We start from the raw sequence: 25,722 nt of genomic DNA, 5'->3' as shown, positions 1-25,722 counted from the left end.
TTCGCGCAGATACGGAGTCTAGGTCGAGAGGACCGGAACCTCGGCTGACCCCACGATCCGCAGCGACGGGCAGGCGGCACTCGAGTGGGCTAGAAATCGAACCGGCCCTGAACTGCGTCTCAGCAGTTCAGGGCCGGCTTCTCGGTGGACGATACTGGGTTTGAACCTCTCTCGCGCACCTCGGCGGAGGTGCGGACACACCTTAGAAAACATACGGTTGACCTGCATGAACGCGAAGCGCTGATGTGGACACGAGTGGACATGGAGAGCCATATCTGGCCGATCTAGTCCCACGTTAGTCCCACGAATCCACGCCTCGCGCCTTGACCGACGGGGTGAGTCTGACTATGGCGAAGAATGACAAGCGAGGCTTTGGCAGCATCGAGAAACTGCCATCCAAGCGCTTTCGCGCCTACTACGGCGACCCTGACGGCCGCACGATGGCGACGAAGTCCGGGCATGTGAAGCCAATGCGACACAACGCGCCGAACACCTTCGATTCGCGCCTGGACGCCGAGGCGTGGCTGCTCGACGAACGGCGGCTCATCTCCGAGGGCCGATGGACTCCGCCCGCCCACCGCAAGGCAGCCCGGGCGCAAGCGCCGTTGACCTTTGGTGAGTACGCTCCCCAGTGGCTCCGGACGAGGAAGGTGAAGGGCCGGCCGCTGGCGCCTACTACCCGTGATGACTACGAAGACCTCCTCCGCCTGCACATCCTGCCGACATTCGCGGATACGCCGCTGCGGGAGATTACCCCTGAGAACGTCGACACGTGGTTTGAGCGCACTGCACCTGGCCGCCCAACAACGCGCGCCCGTGCGTACGGGCTGTTCCGCACCATCCTGAACACGGCAATCGATCGCAACCTGATCCAGGGCGCCAACCCCGCGAAGGTCCGCGGCGGCGGAATGGCGAAGGCCACTCACGACGTGGACCCAGTCGACAACGACGAACTGGCCGCCCTCGCTGCCGCGGTCCCCGAACGGCGGATGTTGATGGTCCAACTCGGGGCCTGGACCGGTCTCCGGTTCGGCGAGCTCACCGAACTCCGTCGCAAGGACATCGACACGCGCACAAAGGTGATCAAGGTCCGCCGAGGCGTCGTCCTGGTTCGGAACGTGCCCGAGGATCTGCCCAACGACACTCGGCCCTGTGGCTGCCCGCCGGGCTGCATCATCGGCCCGCCGAAGACCGACGCCGGTGTACGCGACGTACCGATCCCGCCGCACCTCCTTCCGGGCGTCCGGCATCACTTGCTGACGCACTCCCGGCCAGGCTCCGAGGGCCTGTTGTTCCCAGGCAAAGACGACAATCACCTCACGCCGTCGTCGTTCTATGGCCGGGCCACGACCTTCCACAAGAAGGGGCCGCGGAAGGGGCAGGTGAAGCGAATCGGGCATGGCTGGTACGAGGCACGGGTCGCCGCGGGGCGGCCGAATCTGCACTTTCACGACCTCCGGCACACTGGACTCACCAGCGCGGCGGTTGCAGGAGCGACACTGGCAGAACTCATGAACCTGGCTGGGCACACGACCCCGCAGGCGGCGTTGCGCTATCAGCACGCCAGCCAGGATCGGATGCAGGAACTGGCATCCAGACTTTCGAAGCTCGCCGGATTCGACGTCGATGTGGCTGCCGAGTCTGACTCATGAACGTGAGCTTGGAATCGGACGCGCGGACGCCTCGAGATCGGACAACCGCACGCGGATGCAGCGAGGACCGAACCGGTAGGCGGGAAGCGTCCCGGCAGCAATGCGCCGCCGCAGGGTCTTGACGGACTGACCGACATGGTCGGCGGCGTCAGCAAGGCTGAGATACGGGTTCTCCACAGGTACGGTCGGAATCTGGCCCATGATGCTCCTCAACGGCATGTGTCACTACCTGAGAGGTGCGCTGCGGTCACCGCTGATGTCGGCGAAGAACTGCGCGAAGTCTCCGCAATGACATCGTCCACCAGACGCGATTGATACGTCCGGGAATGCGAGCACGTGCAGGATCCGCACCGCTACGAGTTGGGAGACTCAGTCTTTCTGACGCCCGAAGAGTTCGTTTGATGATGGACGAACTCGTTGCATCGGTGGGTCGCTCGCAGGCACATCCCAGTGCCGCGCACCGCGATCCCGAGAGCCGTCAGACATAGCGCCGGACCGTCTCCGCCTCGGCGCGCCGTCCGCAGGGCGTCGACGGCCGACCCTACGCTGGGAACACACGTTCGAGGTGATGTTCATGCTGACCGTTCACGAGGTAGCCGCCCGATACCAGTGTTCGACCACGTTGGTGGTGGGGCTGCTGGCGAAGATCGGATTCCGCAACGCCAAGCCAGACACGCGGTTGTCGGCAGTTATCGTTTATCGGTTGGACAGTGAGTGGGGCGACAAGATCCGCGCCAAGCGACCGGCAGCCGCGCCCGGCTTCGCGGGTGAGGCGGATGATGCGTCGATCTCCGCCCGGCGGGATCGTCAACTCAAGCCACACATCATGCGGATCGCCCATGCTCGCATCACCGGAGGTCGCGACGCGATGCGCAATCGCGTTTCTATGCTCCTGCCCGATCCGGGCCTCGTCCACGCGATCGACGCGGCCGGAACGCGAGACGGTGACCCGTGGGGCGGCGAGGTCGTGCCCGGGGCGGTCCACTTCTTCGGGGGACCAATGGACAGCGGCCCGACTGCGGCGTGCGGTTGGATGCACATGCGTGCCGTCCTAGGCGAGGAGTTTGTGCCTGCCGACGACCCTGCGCGCGAGAACCAGTGCCCTCGCTGCGCGGCGATCGCCGCGGACGGCAAGGGCTTTCGGAATCCGCCCGATCCCTACTATCGGTCGTTCTTCTGCGAGCGTTACCTGCGCGTGCGGATCGACGGTGTGGTGACGGTCAAGGACTGCTCGTTGCGTGACCTCCACGACGGTCCCCACCGCGCTCGCGATGGGGCTGAGTGGGAGATCGGAGGGGACGACTACGTGCCTGCTCCCGCCGAGGTTGGCCGCCACATCACGAAGGCTTCCTGAACGCTTCACTATCAGTCAGGCGGGTGGAGCACCAGGGAAAAGGTGGGTAAGCGCCATTGACATCGACAGATTGCGTGCCGCTGGCATGGAGGCGAACCAAGAGGACACTTTGACATGTCCATCATTGGGCTCGAGGCGATCGCCCGTGTCTTTTCGACGTTGTTGGCGACGCCCGAGCGACCGTGACCGTTCACTAGAGCCTGGCCGGCGACGGGTTCCCAGTGTGTTCAACTGAGCGGCGTTTATCCGCCCGTATCCAAATCAGGGGATGCCGTCGACGCAGCGATCGCCTGGTACGGGCTGACACCTAGCGTTCGAGTTTGTCGCGTGCAAAGCGACTTGTCTCCTGTGTCGGGTTGAGGAGGACCTCCGATGACAGACTCGGCTTGGTTCGTCCTCGCGGTTGCTGTTGTCAGTGGGGCCGGAGGTTTCGCCGGATCATGGCTCAGCACATGGATGTCGCTACGTTCGCAGGCCCGAAATCAACGGCACGAGCAACAGCAACGCGATGGGCCCGTCGTAGGTGCCGTCCTCGACTATCTCGCCAGCGCTGATCCGCGCCGCCTCGCTGGAGCCGGGACCGCAGATCCTGGTCAACGCACTAAGGAGCTTCCTGACCTCAAATGGCGACACGGAGAGCTTCGTCTACAGCTTCAGGTCCTGGCTGCGGGTCATCCTGATGCTGAGGTGTCCGGCATTGCTCGTGACCTCGCGACGGCGATCCACAACTCCTTCTCATCGACTGCGATGGCTGTTCACGACGTCGGGACCCCGAACGACAAGACTCTGCTGGAAATCGCTGCGAGTGACCATGCGGCCACTCGAAAGCTCGCCGAAGATCTCTTCGACAAGACCAAGCGGTATGCCCATCACCGGTAGGGCGTCGAGTGGTGCGCTAGTGTCCGCCGCCTTGGCGCGCCGGGTCGGTGCGTTGTTCACCGGCCGGGTCAGTGCATCGTAAATCGACGGCGATGGCGTCGCGTACGATGGCGCCAAAGACTTCATTCAACGCCTCCGTTGAACTCGGATGGTGTGTCAACTGACGCGGAGACTCGTTGCAATGATCTCGTGCCGCATCGCCATTGCGACGGCGTTGATCAGTTCCTGAGCGTCAATGCTCAGCACGGCTGTCCCACGTCCTGGTCGGTGTCGGCGTCGATGATGAACCTCATCAACCCACGAGTCTCCTCGACGACCGACTACGGTTCCGGTGAGTCCCCGGAACCGTACTCTCCACCCCAACGCATCAATGCCCACGACATCGCCGACGCCTACGAAGTGTCTGACCTCGGGCAGAACCTTCGCCTCGGCATAGGGGCCTGGCCTGTCTCGGCCGAGAGGGCTGGGGTGCCGACCTCGGCATCCGACACCTATGACGACCATGGCAGCACCTGTTCACGTGCTCGATGATCGACTGAGTCGGCTACCGGGATGCTTACCTCCCAGGCGGCGCTCCCTACGGGCGAATGGGGGAGCAAGCTGCGTCGTCGCAGGTCACACGCATGCTCCCTCAAAAGTCGAGCGGTACGTCGGCGGCCGATCGCGGACCTACGGAGTCTGTGCAACTGATCAAAGACCTGACCGCAGAGTGGCGTCACCGGGCGGCCTGTCTCCTGGATCGCGACGCGACCGGCTGGGCACGGTCGGTGATCTCAACCGGCACGCCAAGGTTTACGTCCGCCGACCAGATCCCGGCCGGCGTTATGGAGGAGATGGGTGCTGCCGTCGTGGCGGAGGTCGCGAGGAAGCGGGCGACCTGGCGTCGGTGGAACCTGTGGGCCGAGGCTTCCCATCAGACCATGCACCTGCGGTTCAAGAGTGCACGCGAGCGGGAGGTGGTGGTCGCGCGAGTGGTCGAGTCCGCGGAGAGGAGCTCTGTGGCGCTTACACCACCAGGGCCCGCCGTGGGTCCGGCCCAGTTCCGGCGCGAGGATGGCACCTCGGTCTTCCGTCCTCGCCATGGTGTGATCTACTCCGCGGCCAGCGTGATGGCTGCCGAGGCTCGCCTCCTGGACCGGGCGAACGACCTCAGCGCTCCGGTGGTGAGCCTCTCATCGGTCGCTACTGCAACCCGGCGGTGCAGTGATGGCCACCGCTTGACGCGCAGTCAGGCTGAGGCGGTTGCCGCGATCGCGACCTCCCGCCGCCAGGTCGATCTGCTGGTCGGCCCGGTGGGGGCAGGGAAGACCACCACCATGCATGCACTACTCCTCGCCTGGACGCGGGAGCACGGTCGTCACAGTGTCGTCGGGCTCGCCCCATCAGCCGCCGCGGCGGAGGTGCTGGCCGGCGACCTCGGCCTCCCCTGTGAGAACACCGCGAAGTGGCTCCATGACTACTCCGCGGGTCTCAGGGTCTTCCGTACCGGCCAGCTGGTGATCATCGACGAGGCCACCCTCGCGGATACCAACACCTTGGATCAGATCACCGGCATCGCTGCGACCGCCGGCGCCAAAGTGCTGCTCGTCGGTGACTGGGCTCAGCTCCAATCCGTCGACGCAGGCGGCGCGTTCGCCCTCCTCATCGCGGCTCGAACCGATGTCGCGGAGCTTACCGAGATCCACCGGTTCACCCAGGACTGGGAACGGGCCGCGAGCCTCGACCTGCGCGCAGGCCGCCTCGAAGCCACCCCCGCCTACGCTCGCCACGATCGGCTCCGCGACGGCACGAGCGAGGACATGTTCGAGGCCGCATACGCCGCGTGGATCAGCGACCAGACCAACGGCCTGGCCACCATCCTGGTCGCCGATTCGACCGAGACCATGCACGCCCTCAACGCCCGCGCACGAGCCGAACGCATCCTCACCGGTCAGACAACGCCATCGCGCGAGATCATCCTCGCCAGCGGTGAGCCGGCCTCGGTCGGCGACCTGATCATCACCCGCCGCAACGACCGCCACCTCCGCACCCTGCGCTGCGACTGGGTACGCAACGGTGACCGCTGGCGCATCGACAAGGTCAACACGGATGGCAGCATTACCGTCTCCCGCCGCAGGGGGCGCGCCGCCAAGATCACCCTCCCTTCCGCGTACGTCGCCGAGCACGTGGACCTCGGCTACGCCATCACCGCCCACCGCGCCCAAGGCATCACGGTCGACACCGCCCACGTCCTCATCTCTTCCAAGACGACCAAGGAGGGCCTGTACGTCTCCATGACCCGAGGCCGCGAATCCAACAACGTCTACGTCTCCCTGGACCAGCCCGACGAGACGCACATCAGTCCGCCAGAGGGAGAGGACGTCAATGCCCAAACGGTTCTCTTCGGCATCCTCCAGCGCTCCGGTGTCGAGCTCTCCGCCCACCAGACCATCGCAGCCGAACAGGAGGCGTGGACCTCCATCGCCCAGCTCGCCGCCGAGTACGACACCATCGCCGCCGTAGCCCAACGCCCACGCTGGGAAGCCCTCCTACGATCCTCCGGCCTCGACGAGACCCAAACGGAGTGCGTCATCACAAGTGATTCCTTCGGCCCTCTGGCCGCAGCCCTACGCCGAGCCGAAGCATGCGGCCACAACGTCGACCGCTTACTCCCAAACCTGGTCTCCCGACGCGACCTGAGCGACGCTGACGACATCGGGGCCGTCCTGCAACACCGACTTCGCCTCTCGGTAGCCACAGGTGGCGTGAGACAGACGTCGGCCGCAACGTCCCCGACCTTCATGGCCGGCCTGATCCCCGAGGCCGCAGGCGCGATGGCCCCGGAGATGAGAGAAGCGCTCGACCAGCGCAGAGATCTCATCGAGGACCGTGCCGTCGAGCTCGCCGAAGCGGCCATGCTCGCCGCCCCAGCCTGGCTCCGTCGCCTCGGAGACCCGCCGACCACGCCGGCCGCACGACGCGAATGGCTGACCTCAGTCGCTACCGTCGCGGCCTATCGAGACCGCTATGGGATCACCAGTGATCTCCCGCTCGGGCCGAGCCCTCGAACCGAAGCAGAGCACGCCGAGCGACGCCAAGCACTGACCGCCCAGCGCAGGGCCACTGTGATCGTCCATGCGCCAGGCTCAGCACCGCAATCCGCGTGGATCCCGTCAACGCCCAAGGTCGCGGCCGTGGTCCGCGACGCTTAGGATCACAAGGCACGAATGCACGGCGCGTACTTACCTGACGAGGTTACGACGTCGCTGCGTCCATGCACATGTCGTCCGCTGACGGGAGGCTGTCCGAGTAGGCGGAGGCAGGAAAGCCGCAGATCAGGCCGTGGTTGCCGAGCTGTCATGGGGCAACTTTGCGGAGATCTCCCTGCGTGAGGAGATGCCGAGCTTCTGGAACACCTTGCGCAGGTGCCACTCCACCGTGTGGGGGCTGAGGAACAGCCGCGCGCCGATCTCGGGGTTCGTCAGCCCCTCGCCGGCGAGCCGCGCGATCTGCTCCTCCTGCGTGGTCAGGGCCACCTTCGAAGCGATGGTTCGCTTATGCCGAACGGTTGCCCCGGCCGCCCGGAGCTCGCGCTCGGCGCGTCTGGCAAAGGCCTCGAGCCCGAACTGGGTAAGCATCTCGTGCGCCGTGGTCAGCTGGGCCCGGGCATCCGTGCGACGGCCCTCGCGCCTGAGCCACTCGCCGTACGTGAGATGCGCGCGAGCGAGGTCTACGCGAGCCAGGGTCCGACCCAGGCGCTCGATGGCCTCGAGGTACAGCTGCTCCGCTTGAGCATCCGGACTGAGCAGCGCACGCGACCGCGCCTCGAGGCCGAGCGCCCACTCGGTTCCGCTGGCCCGGGCGACCTGCGAGAGCTGCTCCAACGTGTCGGACGCGAGATCGCGGGCGTTGCTGTACACGGCCGCCTCGACCAACTCCGGCAAGGCCCACCTCGCCACCCCGAACTGTTCCTGCGAAGCCGCTGCCTCCCCAGCGGCCGCCATCGCTTCCTCATAGAGCGCGAGACCGTTGCAGAGCACCGCCCGGGCCCAATGCGTTACTACAACCGCGGCACCCTGGCCGCGCGGCACCGCCTCGCTCATCATGGTGTCGATGAGGGAGCGAGCCTCCCGCTCGCGGCCCCGGAAGGACGCCAGGACGAGCGGTTGCACGCGTGCCGTCTGACTGCCGATCGCCTCACTCACCATGTCCACCTCACCGATGAGAGCCGCACCGGCCGCCAGCTCTCCGGCCATGATGTGGACGAAGCTCCGGGAGTCAAGCGCGTGCGGCAGCTCTGTAAGCGCTCCGGCGTTGCGGGTGATCGACACGTGTCGTGTCGCCAGGAGCTGCCAGCTATGGTCGTCCCACAGGTCAGACGCCACCACCTCGGCCAGCCACAGCCAGCGCAATGAGCGTTGGTCCGGAGCGTCCTCGTCGCGAAACGCCTGGAGGACGCGCTTCTTGATGTCTGCGGCAGCTGGGTAGCCATCTGCCATGCTCACGGCAAGGGCCTGCAAGAGATCGTCAGGAAGTTCCGGTGCTTCAGGCCGAGGCGCAGATCGGGCGGCGGCGATCACCTCGCGGATGCCCGGTCCACGCGCTAGAGGACCAGCGAAGACCGCGGCCAGGACGGCCTCCAGATAGGTGTCGCGCGCCAGCGCGAGGTCGGTCTGCTCGAGCCGGCGCGCGGCGGCGAGCAACAGAGGTGGTGCTTCGTCGCCCCGATTCTGGACGAACGCGATCTGAGCGCGAAGCCGGTGGGCCAGGGCTAGCCGGACCTCGTCGGGCGGACCGGACTCGGCGATGGCGAGAAGATCGGCCGCGGTGTCGAACTCGCCGGACTGGAGCTTGGCCTGTGCGGCGTCCAGGGCGCGCCGGGCACGCTCGGCGGGATCGGGCGTCAGCGCCGTTGCTCTCTCGAGGAACGCCGCCACTGAGGCAATGCTGCCCCGTGCCTGGGCCCGTTCCGCCGAACGCTGGAGTTCCGAGGCCACTCCTTCGTCAGGCCCCGTAGCCGCCTGTGCCGAGTGCCAGGCGCGAAGGTCGAGGTAGGCATCTGGGTCGATCGACTCGGCGAGTACCCGATGCGCCGCTCGGCGATCGCTCGCGGATGCCGCCCGGTACACCGCCGACCGAACTAGTGGGTGTCGGAACCGGACCTGAGTGCCCAACGTAATCAGTCCAGAGACGTCGGCGTGATCCATGGCGGCCTCGATGTCGATCCCGATGCGCTCGGCTGCGCGGCGTAGCAACGTTGCGTCACCGAACGGCTCGGCGGCGGCGATGGACAGGACTAGTCGAGCGTCCGCGGGGAGGGACTCGATCCGGCGTTGAAACCCTTCCTCGAGCTTGATGGGCAAGGGGCGCGCCTCGGCACCGACGAGCCCGCCCGTGAGCTCGGCAACGGTGAGGCTGCGCGGAAGCTCGAGCAGCGCCAGCGGATTGCCGTCCGCCTCGGCCAGGAGGCGGTCGTGCACACGCGGGTGGAACGGGCCGGGAATGACCGAGTCGAGGAGGGATCGGGCGTCGTGATCGGAGAGGCGCTTGACATGCAGCTCTGGCAGGCCGGTAAGCACCCCGGCGGGGCCGGAGTCACGACCCGCGAAGACCAGCACGACGGACTCCGCCAACAGCCGACGGGCGACGAATCCCAAGGTGAGTGCCGAGGCCTGATCCAGCCACTGCGCGTCGTCGATCAGGCAGACGAGGGGTCGGTTCGACGCCGCCTCGGCGAGCAGGCTCAACGCCGCCAGCGCGACGAAGAACTGGTCGGGCGCCGGTCCCGCGCGCATGCCAAATGCTGTGGCAAGGGCCTTGGCCTGAGGCTCGGGAAGGCGGTCCAGGTCAGTGAGCAGGGGCACGCAGAGCTGATGCAGACCGGCGTACGACAGTTCCATCTCGGACTCAACGCCCGAAGCCCGCAAGACCCGGAAGTCGGAGGAGCTCCGAACAAGGTGCTTCAAAAGCTCGGTCTTGCCTATCCCCGCCGCTCCGCGAAGGACCAAGGACGCACTGCGACCAGCCCTTGCACCCGCCACCAGGTTGTCAAGAGCCTGACACTCATCCACCCGCCCGATCAGGCCTGCACTTGGACCTAGGGGTGTCACCGGCCGCCTCCTCCCGGGAGGATACACCCGATCTCGAACCGCCCGATCGGCTACGCCTCTCGGCCCGCGCGCACCGCAGAACACCGACCACCCAGACCCTCGCGAACAAGACCCTCGCCGCACGGGACCGTACTTCCGGGCCGCAGCCACGGACTCCTCGCGAGCAGCGACGGGGGTTGCGGGCCTCCTGGGTTAGGTGACGTTGCGGAGGAACTGCCGCTGAGTCCCCGCTGGATGAAGCTGACCGGCCATTGCGAAGACTGTCGCAGGCAGGAGGATGGTCAGCAATGAGTTGGTCGTCGTGAGGAGGATGGCGTCTGCGGTGCTCATGTGCTCGAGATGGAAGGAGTGGAAGAGCATGTGCGGGAGGCCGAACGTGATCACCGCGGTGGCCGCGGTCCGCACGATCAGCGGGCTCATGACGATCGCCGCAACGACGGAGATCACGGTGACGGCAAGGTTCATGAAGCCGTAGTCACGGACCAAGTGTTCGTTGTATGGCGGCAGCATTGCCACCCAACCCGTGTCCAGCAACGGGATCGGCCCGTGCTCGTAAAAGGACTTGGGCCAGAACCCCGCCCAGAGGCCGATCGTGCCGGTGAGGGCGCCCATGACGATGACCAGCGACCTCGTCCACGCCCTCATCTCCGCCACCCACCCGAGCGGGGCGGTGGCCCGAGGTCGCCTTGAGCCATCAGGCAGCTATTCAGCATCATCACGGTATCCGAGGACCGAAGGCAGAAGCTGCTCCCGACCGCAGCCAGGCACCGAACGTCTCTGTGCCGTGGTCTGCGCCGGGTCCAGGGATCAGAGTGCCGTCGCGCAGTGCCCGTCCCAGCGCCCCCGGCAGGGGCACCGGAACGACCCAACCCTTCATGCCGGTCGCGGCCTTGAGGGCCCGCACCATGTCGACCATCTGCTCGTCCTGCGGGCCACCGAAGTCGGGGACTCGTCCGGCGGGTCCGGCCTCGGCGAGGTCGATGAGGCGCCCTGCGACTTCCCGGGCCGACACCGGTTGGCAGCGCATCAACGGAGCGATCAGGAAGGGGCCGCGCCGCAGCCGTTCGATGATCTGCCCGGCGATCTCGTGGAACTGGGTGGCTCGCTGGATCGTCCACGGCACGTCGCTCTGCGGGATCAGTCGTTCCTGAAGTGCTTTGCCCGAGTAGTAACCGTAGGGGGCTTCGGCGGCACCGACGATGGACAGCGCGAGGTGGTGCGCGACGCCAGCGGCTCTCTCTGCTGCGAGGAGGTTGCGTGTGACCGTCTTGTAGAACGTGTCCGACTCTCGGGCGGACTGGGTGGGGATCGAGGTCACGTCCACGACCACCTCGACTCCGTCGAGTGCGGCGGTCAGTCCGGTTCCGGCCACCAGATCCACACCCTGCCCGCGTGCGAAGACGACGGCGTCGTGACCGCGCGCACGCGCCACATCCACGACGTGCCGGCCAAGCACCCCAGTTCCACCAGCTACTGCGATGCGCATGTCAACTCCTTCATTCTCGGCTCTCTGCCTCTGTACGACCCCGCGCGGAGCGCGAATGTGACATGCGCACGTCAGGGGCTGAGTCGCTCTCGTGCAGGGAGGGTTGGCAGACGCCCGGCGTGCTCGCTGGTGCGAGCGAGCACGGTGGCGTCGGACAGCCACCGTCACCCACGGCTCGCGGGTACGTGCGCGCTCGGAGTCTCGATCCCGGTGAGAAGCAGTCTGATCTATCGGTGGGGAATCGGGTGGACGAAGTAGCGCTGAATCGTCGGCGACACCCACCTGACCACGTCATCGGGCGGAAGGGTGGCGAGCCGATCGAAGCGAAGCAGATACCTGGCGGCACCGAGCCCGAGGAGCTGCGAGGCGATGAGGCCGGCCCGCAGCTCGGCATCGTCGATCTCGAACGCCTCGATCAGCGGCACAAGCAGGCGAACTTGGAGAAAGTCCCGCAGCATGTGCTCTGAGGCCTGCTGCCCCAGAGCGCTTCGCATGAGCGCGACGATCGGGTTACGTCCTTCGTCGGCGTCCCATGTCTCCAGGAAGAGTCTGACGAGCTGCTCACCGGCGCCTTCCAAGCCGCCGGCAACGACGGCTGCGATTCGCTCGTCCGGGTCGAAGGGCCACTCGACGCACGCCTCGAACAGCTGCTCCTTGGAGCCGAAGAAGTGCATCACCAGAGCCGGGTCGACGTCGGCGTCTTGTGCGACCGACCTGATCGTCGTCGCAGCGAATCCGCGCTCCGCGAACAGGATCAACGCTGCCCTTCGGATGCGATCGCGGCTCTCGCCGGGGGAGACCTGCGCTCTACGGCCCGGCTTGCGAGTTCCCGCGCCCCGCGGGTTGTTGACAGACACGGCGCCAAGGTATCAACATCGTTGCATTCAACGCCGTTGAATTATTTGATTCGTTCTTTTGAAGGGTCCCGATGAGCCAGGTGGCCCCGTGATGGCCCTGATGAAGGGCGATGTCTCCTCGGTGTACCGCCTCCGGTCTGCAACGTTCCCCGCTGTCTGTCACACGGTGACGCGCAGATCGGTCGAACCTCATGACGACCATCGAGGCCGACAGGAAGTGATGCGCATGGACGCCAACCACAGCGAGATGCCCGCGCCGACTGCTCGATCCGCAGTCTCCGTCGATCGCCCACCGCGATCGAGCCTGGATGACCTCCCCCGGCCGGTCGCCGTCGTCGTCAGCGGTGGAGGCGTCCTAGGAGCCGCTCACGCTGGCGTCGGCCACGCTCTCGAACAGCGGGGTTTCGTCCCCGACCTCATCGTCGGCACGTCCGTTGGTGCGCTCACTGGTGCCGTCGCAGCAGCGCACCCGCACGACGCCGCTCGGCGGCTTCAGGACGTGTGGATCGGCCTGTCACGCCGTGACGTGTTCCCCGTCGGCTACCTCCCGGCCCGAAGAAGCGTGTGCGGCGACCGCGGACTGCGCCGACTCATTGACCGCGCCGATGTCCCCGCGCGCATCGAGCAGGTCCCCGTCCCGTTCATCGCGGTCGCCACCGACCTCGCCACCGGAGACGAGGTGCTGCTCGACCACGGGAACCTCACGACCGCGCTGCTGGCGAGCACCGCCATCCCCGGTATTCTGCCGCCCGTCGAACGCGATGGTCGCACCCTCGTCGACGGCGGCGTCGTCTCCTGCGTCCCGGTGCGTGCTGCCCGACTGGCCGGTGCCGCCAGCGTGCTCGTCCTGACTGCTGGCGCTTGGCCCCTGGACGGCGCCCTGCCCGGTCGGAGCGCGACCGCGGTCGCGCTCCGCGCCTATCGTTTGCGCGTCCAGGACCAGGTACGACGCGACCTGCGCGAAGTCGCCACCGCAGTCCCGACCGTGGTCCTGCCTACCGGGATCGAGGCCTGGCCCGCCGCGTGGGACTTCGACCACTCACAGCGGCTCATCCGCACCGCGTACGAGACCGCCTGCCGGTTCCTGGACGATTTCCGCGTCGACGGGCCCGGTCTGTACACGACCACCGAAAGGGCCCGATGAGCACCATCTCGTTCCTCAACATCTCCATGCATGGCCGGGTCAACCCGACACTGCCGTTGGTGGCCGAACTGGCACGGCGCGGGCACGCGGTCAGCTACCACACCGCACCCGCCTTCGCTGACCAGATCCGCGCCGCAGGCGCGACCGTCCACCACTACGACGGTCCCGACCACCCGCTCCCGGACCCGCCCACGCCGTTGGGCCTCGTCGCCGGCCTAGCAACCATGGCCGTCAACTTCCTTCCCGGCGTCATCCGCGACCTCCGCGAGATCGAACCGGACCTGATCGTCCACGACTCCGCGTGTCTGTGGGGTGCGGTGGCCGCCCGCGAGCTCGACGTGCCGGCGGTCTCGTCGTTCACCACGTTCGCCTTCGGATTCGACATTCCCAGCCCGACTGAGGCCACCCACGCCCTCCGCGACGCCTTCACGGCACCGGGCGCGTTGCGCGATCTCCTCAAGGCCCGATGGGCGCTGCGCCGCTACGACATCCTCGGCATCCCCGTCGTTGACCTCGGCAACCTGACCCAGACTCTCAACCTGGTGTTCACCTCACCGGAGTTCCAGCCGCACGCCGACCTGTTCGGCCACAGTTATCGGTTCGTCGGGCCCAGCATCGGCGCACGCCCCATCGACAACACCTTTGCTGTTGAACGTCTCGAGGATCCGGTGCTCTACCTGTCACTCGGCACCGTCTTCGGCGCCGATCCGGCCATCCTGCGAGGGCTTGCACTCGAGCTCGCTCCCCTCGGCGGATCCGTCGTCGTCTCAACCGGGCAGACCGACCCCGACCGAATCGGGGCCCTCCCGGCGAACGTCATCGTCCGCCGTACCGTCCCGCAACTGGAGGTGCTGTCCCGCGCTGCGGCATTCGTCACCCATGGGGGGATGAACAGCGTCAACGAGGCTCTTCTTCATGGCGTCCCCCTCGTCGTCATCCCGCAGGGGGCCGACCAGCCCATGGTCGCGGCGCGGGTCGCTGACCTCGGCGCGGGCATCGCAGTCAGTCCTGCCGATCTGGCCGGGGGAGTAGTCCGAACCGCGGTCCAACGTGTGCTGGTCGAGGACCGGTTCCGTGTCGCCACCGCCGAACTTCGCTCGGCGCAAGTCCGCGCCGGCGGATATGTCCGAGCTGCGGACGAACTCGAGCATCAACTCCAGGCGGTGGTGTGAGCCGATGTCGGTCGTTGCCGTCCTCCTGCTGCTCTCCGGCCTGTCCGAGGCCGTCGGCCGGTTGCTGCCGGTGGTGTCTCGCCGACCGGGTGCCTCCGAGTGGTTCGTCGTCATCTCGCTCGCCACCGGTGCGCTCGTCGAAGCCGCGGTCTTCACGTCCTGGCCGTGGGTGTCCGAACTGCTTGCATCCCGCCTCGGCGGCGAGGTCGCGATCGAATGGACGTCGCGTATGGTCGCGCCGCTGCTGCTCGCAGCCATCCTTGCGCTCCCGCTCATCGGTCCGTTCCTTCACACGCTCTTGATCACCGGCGTCGGCATTCGCCTCGCTCAAGTCCTGCACGCCGAGTCCGACATCGGATGGTGGCCCGCGCTGATGTGCGTCGCCGTCGCCGGCATCGGCCTCACTGGCGCGGTCACCGCGATTCGGTGGGGCGTCGCGTGGGCCGTCACCCCGCGAACCCAAGCGGCGGCCGCATGAGCGGGCTGCTGCCGTGGGTCCTTCTGGTGGGGATCGCCCTCGTCGTCGAAGCCCTCCTTGCGCGCCATGAGGTGCTGGCCTACAGCATCGGGCTCCGCACGCCCGCGTCGAAGCTGACCGAAGGGATGCCCTACGCCCGCGGCGCCCATCCTGATCGCCCCCCGGATGGCTACCTGGTCTACCTCGACGGCATCGGAAAGCGCCGGTTCGCCGACAGCCGTGATGGTGGCCAGCTCGTCCGCGCCCTCATCGATGCCGCACCCGAGCTCCGGATACTCGGTCAAGTACAGCCGTACTCCCCGTTGAGCCATCCGCTCGCCGACCGACGGGCTTGGAAGTTCATCCGTCGCCGCGCTGGGATCCTGCTGTTCCTGCACAACGTGATGCAGATCTTCGTCGCGGCCGACCGGCGCTACCGCCCCTTCTACAACAGGGCCGTCGGCACCCAGATCGCCGCCCAGCTCCAGCTCGCCGGCTACCGGCCCGGCAGCGGCATCCCCATCGTGCTCCTCAGCTACAGCGGCGGCGCTCAAGTCGCCACGGGCGCCGTCGACCGGCTACGCGCGGACCTCCTCGCACCGCCGGTCCTGCTCGTCGTGATCGGTGGGTTCCACAATGGCGCGAACGACCTCGCTGGCATCACCCACTTCCACCAGATCACCAGTCGACGCGACCGGATCGAGCCGGTCAGCGCGTGGCTGTTCCCGCCGCGTTGGCGTCTGTGGCGTCCAAGCCCGTGGAACAGAGCCGTCCGCGACGGTAAGGTCACCGTTCACTGGCTGGACCCTTCTTCCCACGTCGGACCGCACAGCTACATCAGCCCGGACGCACGGTTGCCCGACGGGCGGACGTACCTGGCCCGCACCACGGACCTCATCGTCGCCATCGTCCGCGACTTCTACGTGACTCTTCGGAGTGAGCGAGCATGACCACCAGCACCCCCGTCAGGGCGAGCCTGCTGACCGGGCCTCCGCGAACCCTGCAGACCACTGGTTGTCACGGGCACGGCCTGCGTTCGGTCAACTCAGGGAGTCGGCACCCCTGTCGGCTCCTCTCCGGGCAGCACCCCGCCGCCATGGTCCTTCTCGGACGCAGTTCGGGGCGTGTGCCGGCAACCCGAAGTGGTCCCACGCTCTTGAAAAGGACATTCACATGACGAACCCCACCGCTCGAACGTCGCGGTCATCGACGTACCCGCGCACCGTTGCGCTGCTGTTGTCGGTGCTCGCACTCCTGACCGCTGGCCTTGCTCCGGCGCACAGCATTCCCACGAACCACCCCTCGGCCGCGAGGCCGACCGTCGTCCTGGTCCACGGCTCCTGGGCCGACGCGGCAAGCTGGACACGCGTCATCACCACGCTGCACAGCGACGGGTACAAGGTTCGCGCGCTGCCGAACCCGCTCCGGTCGCTGTCCGGCGACGCCGCCTCGGTCCGGGCGTTCCTCGACACCATCCCGGGTCCTGTCGTCCTGGTCGGGCACTCCTACGGCGGCGCCGTCATCACCAACGCCGCCACCGGTGCCCCGAACGTCGAGGCGCTGGTCTACATCAACGCGTTCCAGCCCGACGCCGGCGAGAGCGTCGTCCAGCTCGCCGGACCCGACTCCGCACTGTCCGCAGATCCGACCACGATCTTCGACTTCGTTCCCGCCACCCTTCCACCCACGCCGGACACCGAGGTCTACCTGAAGCGGTCCACCGTGTTCACCTCGTTCGCCACCGGGCTCGACGGTGTCCACAAGACCCTCGTCCACGCGACACAGCGGCCTGCCACGCTCACCGCCCTCAACGAGCCGTCGGCCGAACCCGCCTGGGCAACGATCCCGTCCTGGACCCTGATCGGCACTCAGGACGAGATCATCCCCGCCAGCGTTCAGCGCACGATGGCCGAGCGCGCCGGGTCGAAGGTCACCGAGTACAACGCCGGACACGTCGGCCTCATGACGAACCCCGGCGTTGTCGCCCGCATCATCGAGCGAGCAGCCGCCTCCTGACCACCACCCGGTCTCAGACCGGCCGGCGTCCCGGACGCGCGCGAGCACTCGCGTCCGGGGCGCCGGGTTCTGCTCGTCGTGAGGTCTTGAAGGCGTTGCCCTGGAACGGCCGGGGGCGGATGTCACGTGCCCGGCTCCAGCTCGGTCACATCGGTATGCCCAACATCTCTCCCATCGACACCGTCGACGACCTACGTGAACATCTCCAGTGGGCCGTTGAACTGGAGCATTCCACGCTCCCGCCGTACTTGTGCGCCCTCTACTCGCTCGATCCGGCCCGAAATCCCGAAGCGGTCGAAGTCGTCACCAGCGTCTTCGTCGAGGAGATGCTCCACCTCACCCTCGCCGCGAACTTGCTCAACGCCGTCGGTGGCGCCCCGCTCATCGACGCGCCGCGGATGTTGCCCGGGTACCCCACGACGCTCCCGCACGGCGACCGCTCCTTCGCGGTGTCGCTCGTGTCATTCGGACGAGAGGCACTGGAGCTGTTCCTACGAATCGAACAGCCGTCGCCAGTCGCCGCGCCGGCCGAAAGCGACGGCTACGAGACCATCGGGCAGTTCTACGCCGCCATCCGTTCCGGCCTCCTGACCCTCTGCAGCCGTCTGGGGGAGGCAGCCGTCTTCACTGGGAGGCCAGCCCGACAAGCCACGGACCAGCAGTTCTACGGCGGCGCCGGCCGGATCGTCGCCGTCACCGACCTCCCCACCGCACTCCAGGCACTCGACGAGATCGTCGAACAGGGCGAAGGCACCGCACACCACGACGTGTGGGACGGCGACCAGGACATGTTCCACCCCGAACGAGACGAGGTCGGCCACTACTACCGCTTCGTTGAACTGAAGACCGGCCGACGATTCCGGCGGGGCGACACCCCCACCACCGGGCCCACCGGCGACCCGATCCACATCGACTGGGACGGCGTCCACACCATGCCGAGCAACCCACGCACCACCGACCATCCGCCGGGCAGCGCCGTGCGGGTCGCGCAGGAAGAGTTCAACCACACCTACTCTGCACTCCTTCATCTCCTGGAGCGCGCCTTCAACGGCAGCCCCCGGCTGCTGCCGGTCGCGACCGGCGAGATGTATGGACTGCGCGCCCAGGCACTCGCGTTGTTCGAAATCGGCTCCGGCCCGACGTTCGAGTACGTCTTCCCCGCCGACCGGCGATGGCGCAGCGGAGACTCCCGCCGCATCGAGGTCCTGCCTGACGGTCCGTACTTGCTGTACGGCCAGATCCCGCTCCGACGGAAGGTGAAGGTCGTCGCCCCGGAGAACGACGACTCTCTCGACTGGCACCGCACCGAAACGATCGCCACCGAGGAGACCTACGCGCTGTGCCGGTGCGGCCGGTCGGGCGCAAAGCCGTTCTGCGACGGTTCCCACGCCCGCACCAGCTTCGACGGCACCGAGACCGCCAAGACCGGCAGCTACACCGACCGGATGTGGAGTCAAGAAGGCGAAGGCATCTCGATACGCCGCGTCGGAAGCCTGTGCATGCACGCCGCGTTCTGCGTCGGGCGGGCCAAGCAGCTCGACGACTGGCTGCCCGACACCACCGACTCCGACGCCCGTGCCCACGTCATGTGGATGGTCGACCGGTGCCCCTCCGGCTCGTACACCTACGCCCTCCAACCCGACGCAGAAGCGATCGAGCCCGACCTGCCGGTGGCGGTCTCGGTGATCGAGGAAGAGCACGGCCTGGCCAGTGCCCTGTGGGTCACGGGCGGCATCCCCATTCTTCGCGCGGACGGTCAACCGTGCGAGACCCGGAATCGGGTCATGCTGTGCCGCTGCGGACAATCGGGCAACAAGCCACTGTGCGACGGCACGCACCGCAGCATCAACTTCCGCGAGTAGTGCCCTCTGCGGCGCTTCTCCCGTCCGAGTGCTCGAGCTCCGCCGATGACTCCGCGGGGGACTTCGCCGAGGACTCGGTCTTCTCGAACGCCACCACGGCGTCGTGAAGGCTGTGCAGGCGGGTCTCGTAGGCGGCACGCCCCGGTTCGTCATCACCCTCGAGGTCGGCGCTCGCCTCGACCTCGGTGATCTCCACGTCGATCTCGACATGCAGCGGGTTGGGTTCGGGGTTCATGATCGTCCTCCTCTGTTCAGGCGGACCGCTGCAGGGCGGCCTCGGGTGGCCGGTACGTCCGCCGGCGTTTCCGCTGGATCGTGAATGCCGCGTGCTGAGCGAAAAGCTCCGCCAAGGGCGACACATCGCCCAGACGGACGGCCGCCAAGAACGCGTCGGTCAGACGCCGGTGGAGATCTGCAGCGACGGGTCGGTCCGCGCCGACTTGGACCCGGTGCTGCGCGCGGTGCGCCAATTGGCGCGCATTCGTCGCGGTTGTCCGCAGCAGGTGTGCGATCTCGTCGTAGGGGTAGTCGAATCCTTTGCGCAGAACGTACGCCGCGAGCTCGGCCGGGCTCAATCGCGCCATCAGCACGCGCAGGGTTTCCTTGACCGCCAATGCCTGTTCGACCCGGAAGGTGGGGTCTTCGCCGAGGTCACCCCTCGCGGTCTCCGGGGCGTCCATGGGCGTCTCGTGGCGATACGGAGCTGACTGGACCACGTTGATCGCCAGGCGGGTCGTGGTCGTGGTCAAGAACGCTGCGGGGTTCCTGATCTCGTCCCGATCCGTGCGCTGCCACCGCAGCCACGCCTCCTGGACCACGTCCTCGGCGAGCGAAGGGTCGCCGGTGACACGAAGGGCGATGCCGTACAGGCTCACCCGCTGCGAGAGGAAGACGCCCAATGCATGGTCGAGCTCCTCGGTGACACCCTCGCAGGGCTCGGTATCTGTCGTCTCCAGGCTAGGTGCGGACATCGTGGACTCCCGTTCTTGGTCGACTCAAGGCTGCGATGTGCTCACCCTCCGCCGCCCCGGTGACCCTCCGCGCCACGGAGAGTCCGTAGTCATTCCGTGGTCACGACCGAGACCACGGAATGACTACGGACCGGGGCCGTGGCCGGGCCGGGTCAGCACGCCCGGGGTCGCCGATTCAGTCTTCCCAGTCCAGGTCACCGTGCCTGATCCGGTAGACGCGGTAAGGCTCTCCTGCCGGCTGGTCGAGGTCGATGACCCACTCCATGCCGATCCGCACGACGGTTCCGAGTGCGCGCACGTTGCCGGGCTGGACGATCGCGAACACCTCCTGGACGCCGCCCTCGTGCATCGCCCAGCGGACCAACGCGTCGGCGGCCTCCGTGGCGTACCCGTTCCCCCATTCGCCAGGAGCCAGCGCCCACGCGATCGCCACGCTCTCGCTCGCGTGTGGAGCCGGCTGCAGGGACAGACCGCCCACGACTTCGGGGCTTGAGCGCAGGTGCACAGCCCAGCGCCCCAGACATCCCGCACTCGCACTGTCGGCCGCGACCCACGTGGCCAGCAGCGTCTCCAAGCCGTCTGAAGCCCCGACCACGGTGACTGGAGGCAGCCATCGGGTCACCGCAGGTGCCGCGTAGATCGAACGGGCGCCTTCGAGGTCCTCAGTTGTCCAGGGCCGCAGCTCGAGCCGCGGAGTTTCGATGGTTCTGTTCATGGCCCACCGACCAGACAGCCCACCCCCGCGTGACCGTGACGGCGGACTACACAGAGGGCCTGCATGAGCGTGCGGTGGTCTCGTCACGTCAGCTGGCCGCCTGTCGGTCGACCACGCGACACCGCTCACTCAGGTCCGCTCGTGCCGCCCGTTGTCACACCGCGGGCCGCCGTCCGGTCGTCCCCATAGACCCATCCACTGCCTGGAACGGACCTACGGCGCTCCCGCGCCGCGTGACCAGGCTCAAATCTGCACCTGACAGGAGAATCCTCATGAGTGACAAAGCCCCGACAGTCGTCCTCGTGCACGGCGCGTTCGCCGAGTCCACAAGCTGGAACGGCGTCATCGAGAGCCTGCACGGCGCCGGCGTCGACGTCATCGCCGCCGCGAACCCGCTTCGCAGTGTCACCGATGACGCCGCCTACCTCCGCGACGTCATCGCCGGCCTCGACGGACCCGTGCTGCTGGTCGGCCACTCCTACGGCGGCATGGTGATCACCGAGGCCGGCGCCGACAACCCGAACGTCATCGGGCTCGTCTACGTCGCTGCGTTCGCACCCGACTCCGGCGAAAGCGCCTTCCAGATCTCCACCCTTCACCCGGGCAGCACCCTCGGCGAGGCGCTCACCGCCTACCCGGTCAGCACCGGCGGCAACGAGCTTGCCATCCGCATCGACGCGTACCCGGGGCAGTTCGCTGCCGATCTTCCCCTCCCAGTCGCAGGGAAGATGGCCCGCACTCAGCGGCCCGTGACTGAGTACGCCCTCCGCGAGGGCTTGCCCACCAGCACTCCTGCATGGCGGACCGTGCCGTCCTGGTTCGTCCTGGCCGAGCTGGACCGCAACATCCCGGTCGCCGTGCAGCGCGACCTGGCCGTCCGCGCCGACGCGCGCGGTTTCCGCGAGGTCGAGGGCGCCTCGCACGCAGTCGCGGTCTCGTGTCCCGACGAGGTCGCCGAGACGATCATCGAGGCGCTCGCCGTCTGCGCTGCGGCCGACGCCGCTTGAGCCGGTGGCCACGCCGAGGGGTCTGTCATGTCTGGTCATCGACGAAGCGGGTTGAACCGCCGCGTCGTTCCCGTGACCGGACAACGCGCCCCGGGCTGGGTACTTCGGGGCACGTCACAGGCACACCTGGCCAGGTTGCTTCACGAGCTCGCAGGACGTGCGGCCCGAGGCACAACCGTGATTCGCGTCCGCGGTACGCCTTCCGAACGGAACGTCGCCTTCGCAGGCCTGCGACGAGTGTGCGCTCCGCTGCTCACCCGGATCGGCGACCTTCCGCAGGCTCAGCGCGACGTCCTCCAGCACGTGATCGGACCGCTTGCGAACAACCCCGCTCCGAATTCTGTCCACCTCGGCCTCGCCGTCCTCACCTTGCTCACGCCACGCACCGCCGGCGACGCCGTGTTGGTGCTCGTCGAGAACGCTGAGCAGGTCGACGACGCCTCCCTCGACGTGCTTGCGTTCGTCGCGCGCACCGTCCTGGCAGAACCCATCACGATCGCCTTCACGGTCCGCGAACCCGCAGGTGCGTTCCCTTTGCTCGACCTTCCCCAGATCCAGACTGACAGCGACACGGGCCCCACCTCCGTGGGACAGCTTCTCGAGCCGCTGTTCGCTCGCACTGAGGCAATCGCGAACGCCCGCCCGTGGGCGTCCGAGCCCCTCCATCGCGATGACACTCGTCCCGCATGTCCTTGCTTGAATCGAGTGTGGGAGCACTACGCGCTCCGATGGGAGACATTGCCGTCGGCAGCGCGGATGCTGGTCCTACTGGCCTCGGCTGATCCGGCGGCCACCCCGGCCGTGCTTCGGCGAGCCGCAGCTGTACTTGACCTCCCGTGGGACCTGGGCCCGGCCGAATCCGCGGGCCTCGTCCTCCCAAACAGCGAGCTGCGGTTCGTCCACCCGCTGGCAGCCTCGGCGGTCTACACCCGGGCCAGTCCAGGCCACCGCCGTACAGCACACGCGGCCCTGTCCCGGGCCAGCGACCCAGCGCAGGCGGATCACCGGACATGGCATGCCGCTTGCGCCGCCCCTGGCCCCGACGAAGAGATCGCCGCCGCGCTCGAGGAGTCTGCAGAACGTGCCCGGCGTCGCGGCGACCCGGGTGGCGCCGCACGCCTGCTCACGCACGCCGCCGCGATGACCCCAGACTCGTCCCGACGAGGTACCCGCGCGCTCGCAGCAGCGGAGGGGCATCTCTCCACCAACGCACTCGACGAGGCAGCCGGGCTGATCGCCGTGGCCACCACGTGCAGGCTCGAGAACACCGAGCAGGCACGACTCGCACGCTTGCGCGCTCGCGCGCTCCTCGCACTCCGCAGCGCTCCTGAGGCCGGGGCCCTCCTGCTGGTGCACGCGGCCGAACAGCTTGCCGCCGTGGAAGTCGCCCCGAGTAGCGCCATGGCCTCCGCAGTGCAGTCTGCTGCCCGGCAGACCTATCTGGAGGCGCTGAGCGCAACGGCGCTCGCCGGGCACGTCCAGGGTTCGGGCGGCGCACACGCGGTCGCCGCCTCAGCGCGTCATCACGTGGTCGGCCGGCCGGTGACGCCAACCGACCTCCTTCTCGATGGGCTGTCGACGCTTTTCACCGACTTCCCCCACCATGGCGTCGTGGCCGTACGCCGCGCGCTGGCCCCGTTCGCGGCAGAGACCCCTCGAGGCGACGACGCCACCACCCAGTGGCTCATGCTGGCGCCGCTGGCCCAGCAGACCTTCATCCACCACCTGTGGGACTTCCCAGCATGGGCGCGACTGTCGAGTCGGGCTACTCGCCTTGCTCGCGTCGTCGGCGACCTGAGCATCCTGCCTGTGGAGCTCATGTGCTCGGCCGGCGCGCACCTGCATTGCGGCAATGTCGCCACCGCGGCCGCACTCGTCGCCGAAGCCGACTCCATCAGCGCCGCGACCGGAACCGCGCCCTATACCGACGCGGCCCTCATCGTTGCCGCTTGGCGCGGCGAGGAAGACCATGTGCTGCGGTTGGTCGATGAGGGCCGAGACGGCGGGATGCTGCACGGGGAGCTCTCGCTCCGCGGCGTCATGGGCTACGCCTCGGGAGTTCTCTACAACGGGCTGAGCCGCTACGACCTCGCCATGGAGGCGACCCGAGACGGGTTCGAACACGACGAGTTCAACTTCACCGGCTGGTCGCTGGCCGAGCACATCGAGGCGGCGGCCCGAGTTGGAGACCGAGCCGCGGCTACAGGTTCGCTCCACCAGCTGGCCGAGCACACCCGACCCGCCGACACCGCCTGGGCCCACGGCATCCAAGCCCGCTGCGAGGCTCTCGTCGCCGCCGGCCACCAGGCCGAGGAGAAGTTCCAGCAAGCCCGGTACGACCTCTCCCAGGCGGGGATCGAGATTCAGGTGGCGCGTACCCACCTTCTCTACGGCGAATGGCTGCTGCAACGGCCCGGGCGCAGCATCGACGCCGAGGATGAGCTCCGCACCGCACACCGCCAGTTCACCGCCATGCACGCGGACGCCTTCGCCGCACGGGCAGGACGAGCGCTCACATCGTCCGGGCTTGCCGTACCCTCCTACAACTCCGGATTGGTCGTCACACTGACACCACAAGAGCTCCAGATCGCGCAGCGCGCCGCCCGCAGCCTCACCAGCCAAGCGATAGCGGCCGAACTCTTCCTCAGCGTGCAGACCGTCGAGTTTCACCTGCAGCAGGCGTTCGCCAAGCTCAACGTCCACGATCTGCTCCAGCTACGCGAGATCGTTCCGACAAGCGACGACCCAAGGGAATAGTCGGCACCTCTCCGGCGCGCCCACGCCCGACCCGTCCGCCACCCCGCCGCCACCCCGCCGCCGGCTCGCGTCGCGACGGCAGGTGCCATGTGAGGGGTTCCGTCAAGCTCAGGTCTTCAGCGCTTCGCGAGGTCGCTGGGTTCCGTCGACGCCATGGAGTCCGCAGTGACAGCGGCCGTCACGGTGAGCGCAACCAGACAGATGCCGGCGACGAGACCGACCCGGTCCGCGACGACCACAACGGCGGCGAGGGCCAGGAGTGCCACGACCGTCGATGGTCGGAACCGCGCCGTCCCTGCGGGCACGCGTAGGACCTCGACCATCACGATGACCACGGTGACCGGGATCCCGACCGCGGCCACGGCGCCGTGGACGCTGAGGTGGCCTGCGTGCCCGACACTGGCGGCGACAGCGACCTCCAATCCTGCCCCGAGCGCGGCGAGAGCAGCGAAAGGAAGGTAGTGACCGTAACCCCACACGAATGACCACTGCCGCCGCCCCTCGAGGCCTGCACCAGCCGGGACGGCGAAGTAGAGCCACCACAGATCCGCGACGATCACGAGGCTGGCCGTCGACACGGCGAGCAGCGCTGGACCTGCGGAATCCTCGACGACCGCAACCACCGCGGTCGTCCCGGCGAACACGCTCTCGCCGAGCAGGAGGATGGTGAACAGTGAGTAGCGCTCCGCGATGTGGTGCGGGTGCCAGCTGGTCGGACCGCGCAGCTCGGCCCAGATAGGCACCAGGAGCTCGAGGACGGCCAGCACTAGGAACGTCGCCACCGCGGCTCGGCCATCGAGCCCGAGCCGGCCCAGCCACAGTACGGTCAGCACGGCCAAGCCGCCGGCGTAGCGCAGCGCGGTCCCTCGGCCGGCCGAGTGCTCGATCGCGGCGCGGATCCACAGGCCCAGCAGTCCGACCCGCATGATCGCGTACCCGAGGGTGACGGCGGTGTAGACGCCCTCGTCGAAGGCGCGGCCGGTGCCGGCGGCGAGCGTGAGGACGCCGGCCATCTGGACGAAGGTCGCGAGCCGGTAGGTCACGTCGTCGGTGTCGTAGGCGGAGGCGAACCAGGTGAAGTTCATCCAGGCCCACCAGATGGCGAAGAAGACCATCAGGAACGGGCCGACGGCCGACGGCGCGTGGCCGTCGACCGTCGCGTGCGCGAGCCGGGCCGCGAGCTGGGCGACCGCGGCGACGAAGGTGAGGTCGAACAGCAGCTCCAGCGGCGTTGCCGTCCGGTTCGCCTCGTCCACCGGGCGGGCGCACATCACCCGGCGCACAGTCAGCTGCCGTTCGCTCGC

At 67.7% G+C, this 25,722-nt stretch carries 23 protein-coding genes; 13 read left to right on the top strand and 10 right to left on the bottom strand.

Annotation, left to right across the window (positions count from 1 at the left end; translation table 11 throughout):
- The first annotated feature begins 347 nt into the window (after positions 1-347).
- The gene (locus ABZU72_RS17050) at positions 348-1,652 is read left to right on the top strand and encodes a site-specific integrase (RefSeq protein ID WP_355020018.1); all 1,305 of its coding nucleotides are present in this window, start codon (positions 348-350) and stop codon (positions 1,650-1,652) included.
- On the opposite strand, the gene ABZU72_RS17045 is transcribed toward ABZU72_RS17050, so the two are convergent.
- Positions 1,647-1,853, bottom strand: a complete 207-nt coding sequence (locus ABZU72_RS17045) for a helix-turn-helix domain-containing protein (RefSeq protein ID WP_355020017.1) — start codon at positions 1,851-1,853, stop codon at positions 1,647-1,649. The two genes, ABZU72_RS17050 and ABZU72_RS17045, sit on opposite strands and share 6 nt — an antisense overlap.
- A 367-nt stretch (positions 1,854-2,220) precedes the next feature.
- Between ABZU72_RS17045 and ABZU72_RS17040 the strand changes: the two genes are divergently transcribed.
- The 4 genes from ABZU72_RS17040 (at position 2,221) to ABZU72_RS17025 (ending at position 7,076) form a co-directional block, all read left to right on the top strand.
- Complete coding sequence (locus ABZU72_RS17040) at positions 2,221-3,006, top strand: hypothetical protein (RefSeq protein ID WP_355020016.1); 786 nt, start codon at positions 2,221-2,223, stop codon at positions 3,004-3,006.
- Between the two features lie 372 nt (positions 3,007-3,378).
- A complete protein-coding gene (locus tag ABZU72_RS17035) occupies positions 3,379-3,885 on the top strand; it encodes a hypothetical protein (protein WP_355020015.1) in 507 nt (168 codons plus the stop codon).
- A 189-nt stretch (positions 3,886-4,074) separates the two neighbouring features.
- Positions 4,075-4,416 (top strand): hypothetical protein, encoded by a 342-nt coding sequence (locus tag ABZU72_RS17030; protein WP_355020014.1) that lies wholly within the window; start codon positions 4,075-4,077, stop codon positions 4,414-4,416.
- A gap of 302 nt (positions 4,417-4,718) precedes the next feature.
- Positions 4,719-7,076, top strand: coding sequence for an AAA family ATPase (locus ABZU72_RS17025; protein WP_355020013.1), 2,358 nt, complete (start codon positions 4,719-4,721; stop codon positions 7,074-7,076).
- Between the two features lie 123 nt (positions 7,077-7,199).
- On the opposite strand, the gene ABZU72_RS17020 is transcribed toward ABZU72_RS17025, so the two are convergent.
- The 4 genes from ABZU72_RS17020 to ABZU72_RS17005 all read right to left on the bottom strand — a co-directional run bounded on the left by ABZU72_RS17020 (position 7,200) and on the right by ABZU72_RS17005 (position 12,317).
- Positions 7,200-9,935 carry an AAA family ATPase gene (locus ABZU72_RS17020; RefSeq protein WP_355020012.1) on the bottom strand — a complete coding sequence of 912 codons (2,736 nt, stop codon included), beginning with the start codon at positions 9,933-9,935 and terminating at the stop codon, positions 7,200-7,202.
- 231 nt (positions 9,936-10,166) lie between these two features.
- Positions 10,167-10,586 carry a hypothetical protein gene (locus tag ABZU72_RS17015; RefSeq protein ID WP_355020011.1) on the bottom strand — a complete coding sequence of 140 codons (420 nt, stop codon included), beginning with the start codon at positions 10,584-10,586 and terminating at the stop codon, positions 10,167-10,169.
- Positions 10,587-10,689: 103 nt separating this feature from the next.
- Positions 10,690-11,460 (bottom strand): SDR family oxidoreductase, encoded by a 771-nt coding sequence (locus tag ABZU72_RS17010; protein WP_355020010.1) that lies wholly within the window; start codon positions 11,458-11,460, stop codon positions 10,690-10,692.
- A 227-nt stretch (positions 11,461-11,687) separates the two neighbouring features.
- Positions 11,688-12,317 (bottom strand): TetR family transcriptional regulator, encoded by a 630-nt coding sequence (locus ABZU72_RS17005; protein WP_355020009.1) that lies wholly within the window; start codon positions 12,315-12,317, stop codon positions 11,688-11,690.
- 226 nt (positions 12,318-12,543) lie between these two features.
- Here ABZU72_RS17005 and ABZU72_RS17000 point away from each other — a divergent pair, with 226 nt between their 5' ends.
- From ABZU72_RS17000 to ABZU72_RS16975, 6 genes are all read left to right on the top strand, one after another.
- The gene (locus ABZU72_RS17000; RefSeq protein WP_355020008.1) at positions 12,544-13,461 is read left to right on the top strand and encodes a patatin-like phospholipase family protein; all 918 of its coding nucleotides are present in this window, start codon (positions 12,544-12,546) and stop codon (positions 13,459-13,461) included.
- Positions 13,458-14,633: a macrolide family glycosyltransferase gene (locus ABZU72_RS16995; protein WP_355020007.1), complete on the top strand. Its 1,176-nt coding sequence runs from the start codon at positions 13,458-13,460 to the stop codon at positions 14,631-14,633. The genes ABZU72_RS17000 and ABZU72_RS16995 overlap by 4 nt, the downstream gene beginning before the upstream one ends.
- Before the next feature lie 4 nt (positions 14,634-14,637).
- Positions 14,638-15,111, top strand: a complete 474-nt coding sequence (locus ABZU72_RS16990) for a hypothetical protein (protein ID WP_355020006.1) — start codon at positions 14,638-14,640, stop codon at positions 15,109-15,111.
- On the top strand, positions 15,108-16,040 hold the full coding sequence (locus ABZU72_RS16985) for a hypothetical protein (protein WP_355020005.1): 933 nt from the start codon (positions 15,108-15,110) through the stop codon (positions 16,038-16,040). The genes ABZU72_RS16990 and ABZU72_RS16985 overlap by 4 nt, the downstream gene beginning before the upstream one ends.
- Positions 16,041-16,263: 223 nt before the next feature.
- The gene (locus ABZU72_RS16980; RefSeq protein ID WP_355020004.1) at positions 16,264-17,106 is read left to right on the top strand and encodes an alpha/beta hydrolase; all 843 of its coding nucleotides are present in this window, start codon (positions 16,264-16,266) and stop codon (positions 17,104-17,106) included.
- Between the two features lie 119 nt (positions 17,107-17,225).
- Positions 17,226-18,968, top strand: a complete 1,743-nt coding sequence (locus ABZU72_RS16975; RefSeq protein WP_355020003.1) for a ferritin-like domain-containing protein — start codon at positions 17,226-17,228, stop codon at positions 18,966-18,968.
- On the opposite strand, the gene ABZU72_RS16970 is transcribed toward ABZU72_RS16975, so the two are convergent.
- From ABZU72_RS16970 to ABZU72_RS16960, 3 genes are all read right to left on the bottom strand, one after another.
- Positions 18,952-19,203, bottom strand: a complete 252-nt coding sequence (locus ABZU72_RS16970) for a hypothetical protein (protein ID WP_355020002.1) — start codon at positions 19,201-19,203, stop codon at positions 18,952-18,954. The two genes, ABZU72_RS16975 and ABZU72_RS16970, sit on opposite strands and share 17 nt — an antisense overlap.
- Positions 19,204-19,219: 16 nt before the next feature.
- Positions 19,220-19,939: a sigma factor gene (locus tag ABZU72_RS16965; protein ID WP_355020001.1), complete on the bottom strand. Its 720-nt coding sequence runs from the start codon at positions 19,937-19,939 to the stop codon at positions 19,220-19,222.
- Positions 19,940-20,114: 175 nt separating this feature from the next.
- Entirely contained in the window at positions 20,115-20,654 is a 540-nt protein-coding gene (locus ABZU72_RS16960; protein ID WP_355020000.1) for a GNAT family N-acetyltransferase, read from the bottom strand.
- Positions 20,655-20,926: 272 nt separating this feature from the next.
- Here ABZU72_RS16960 and ABZU72_RS16955 point away from each other — a divergent pair, with 272 nt between their 5' ends.
- Entirely contained in the window at positions 20,927-21,661 is a 735-nt protein-coding gene (locus ABZU72_RS16955; protein ID WP_355019999.1) for an alpha/beta hydrolase, read from the top strand.
- A gap of 114 nt (positions 21,662-21,775) precedes the next feature.
- Here ABZU72_RS16955 and ABZU72_RS16950 read toward each other — a convergent pair whose 3' ends face one another.
- Positions 21,776-22,327 (bottom strand): hypothetical protein, encoded by a 552-nt coding sequence (locus ABZU72_RS16950; RefSeq protein ID WP_355019998.1) that lies wholly within the window; start codon positions 22,325-22,327, stop codon positions 21,776-21,778.
- A 90-nt stretch (positions 22,328-22,417) separates the two neighbouring features.
- On the opposite strand from ABZU72_RS16950, the gene ABZU72_RS16945 reads away from it, so the two are divergent.
- On the top strand, positions 22,418-24,418 hold the full coding sequence (locus ABZU72_RS16945; protein ID WP_355019997.1) for a helix-turn-helix transcriptional regulator: 2,001 nt from the start codon (positions 22,418-22,420) through the stop codon (positions 24,416-24,418).
- Positions 24,419-24,534: 116 nt separating this feature from the next.
- Here the strand turns inward: ABZU72_RS16945 and ABZU72_RS16940 are convergent, their stop codons facing one another.
- Entirely contained in the window at positions 24,535-25,674 is a 1,140-nt protein-coding gene (locus ABZU72_RS16940; protein ID WP_355019996.1) for a low temperature requirement protein A, read from the bottom strand.
- Positions 25,675-25,722: the final 48 nt, after the last annotated feature.

This window comes from Nocardioides sp. NPDC004968 (assembly GCF_040608935.1).
GTDB lineage: Bacteria > Actinomycetota > Actinomycetes > Propionibacteriales > Nocardioidaceae > Nocardioides.
The sequence above is the reverse complement of the archived record's forward strand: the minus strand, read 5'-3'. Positions and strand labels throughout refer to the sequence as shown.